Origin of the sequence: Winslowiella iniecta (assembly GCF_001267535.1) — a bacterium.
GTDB lineage: Bacteria > Pseudomonadota > Gammaproteobacteria > Enterobacterales > Enterobacteriaceae > Erwinia > Erwinia iniecta.
Map to the genome: position 1 here is coordinate 134,368 of NZ_JRXE01000011.1, position 1,861 is coordinate 136,228.

Sequence of the window (1,861 nt, forward strand, 5' to 3'; positions counted from 1 at the left end):
GATCCCGCCACGGCCAAACGGGCTGAAGCTGTCCGGGCAGCGAAAGCGCATCAGTTGCGGATCATAAGCGCGATAGCCGTTACCGGGATGATAAGCACCACTTATCGGGTCAAGACGCTGATTATTAAAGCGCAGAATGAGCTGTTCCATCAGTGCATCCTTGTATATGACTAAAGTCCATTATCGATCCAGGAAATATAGTCTGCTTGCTGAATCTCAACGCGTGAGACAGTAAATTTTAACCTGTCGCCCAGCCGCTGCAGCAGTTTTCCATTCGGGGTCTGCGTCAGAAAGATCTGTCGTAACTCTTCGCCGGTTTTCCCCTCGGTTAAACGCAGCGTCAGAGGATTCCTGACATTAAGCTGCCGGATTTCGTCGGGTAAGATGCCGTAAAATCCCTGCTGCTGACCAATTCGCCGATACTGATAAGCGAGCAGGTCACTGCCAAAAAAACGTTCCGTTTTCACCCGAAATATATCGCGGATTGTCCAGCGATCGGGGTGATACTCCACCTCAAATTCGGTGACGGGATAATCGATATTACCGCCGGAGCTCATCAGATGAGGATTATCCTCATCGATGTGGTGTGTCATGATCACCGGATCGTTGATAATTGCCATCCGCTGTTCAGTCGACAAAATTTGCCGTTCGGATGCCATTTCGCGCCCGGCAGCTTTTGCGCCACCACTTAGTCCGATACGCCGGATAGTGCCGAGCCGCTGACGCAACGCATCCGTGGCTTCCGATAATAGCGGGGTAATTCCGGCTCCCAACGAGATTACCCCGGCGGCAAAAGAGATCCAGCCAAGCGCGGAGGAAAGGTGTGAGTTGTGCACCAGCGTACTGCCCAGCCCGCTGGTATCCGCCAGCAAGCTTGCCGCACCGGTTAACAGCGGGATGACACCCGCGCTATCCAGCGCGGCACTGAGACTACTGGTAACCGCCAGCGACGCGCCGCCGGTCCACAGCGCAGCAAAGATACCCAGTACGCTCATCCCGATACCCAGCCCGGCTTGCCAGCTAAAATGGCCGCTGGGATCGGCGCGGTTGATCGGATCACCCGCGCAGTAGCCGTAGCTGTTTATGCCGCCAGCGGCAAACGGGCTGAAACTGTCGGGGCAGCGAAAGCGCATCAGTTGCGGATCATAAGCGCGATAGCCGTTACCGGGGTGATAAACCGCGCTTATTGGATCATGTCGCTGACGGTTAAACCCCAGCAGATTATCGTTCATCAAGACCTCCTTATCCTGATTGATTGGCGCGGCTACAGACCGTTATCAATATGGGTGATGTAATCCACACCATTGCCTCGCTTCTCGATATAAGTGAAGCGGTAACCAAAAATATTCCCTAGTCGCTGCATCAATTCTCCATTCGGTGTTTGGGTCAGAAAGACCTGCTTAAGTTCATCCCCTTCTTTATTAGCGGTAATAATTTTCGTTTGCGGATTGAGAACCATGCGTTGCTCAATACGATCAGGCATCACCCCGAAAAAGCCCTGCTCACGGGCGACACGTTGATATTGATACTCCACCAAATCACTCATATAAAAACGGGCGTCCGGACTCCTGAGCATTGACCAGATAATCCATTTGTCCGGGTGGTACTCTGCACGCAAACGGCTGGTGAAACGGCCGTGGGTATGATTTGAGGAGATCAGGTGTGGGTTAAGCTTATGAACCTGGTGATTCATTTCCTGTGGATCGTCGATGATTGCCATCCGCTGATCATGCGACAAAATTTGCCGTTCGGCTGCCATCTCGCGACCGGCAGCTTCTGCGCCACCACTTAGTCCGATACGCCGGATAGTGCCGAGTCGCTGACGCAACGCATCCGTGGCTTCCGATAATAGCGGGGTAAT

The 1,861-nt window shown here is 53.3% G+C and carries 2 protein-coding genes and 1 pseudogene; all 3 read right to left on the reverse strand.

Annotated elements, in window-relative coordinates; all coding sequences use genetic code 11:
- Window positions 1-150, reverse strand: a 150-nt coding sequence (locus tag NG42_RS09720; protein ID WP_277619651.1) for an RHS repeat-associated core domain-containing protein, incomplete at its 3' end; no start/stop codon positions are given.
- Window positions 151-170: 20 nt separating this feature from the next.
- A complete protein-coding gene (locus NG42_RS09725; RefSeq protein WP_053116362.1) occupies window positions 171-1,232 on the reverse strand; it encodes an RHS repeat-associated core domain-containing protein in 1,062 nt (353 codons plus the stop codon).
- Between the two features lie 32 nt (window positions 1,233-1,264).
- Window positions 1,265-1,861 (reverse strand): annotated as a pseudogene (locus NG42_RS09730) (hypothetical protein); the annotation flags it as partial.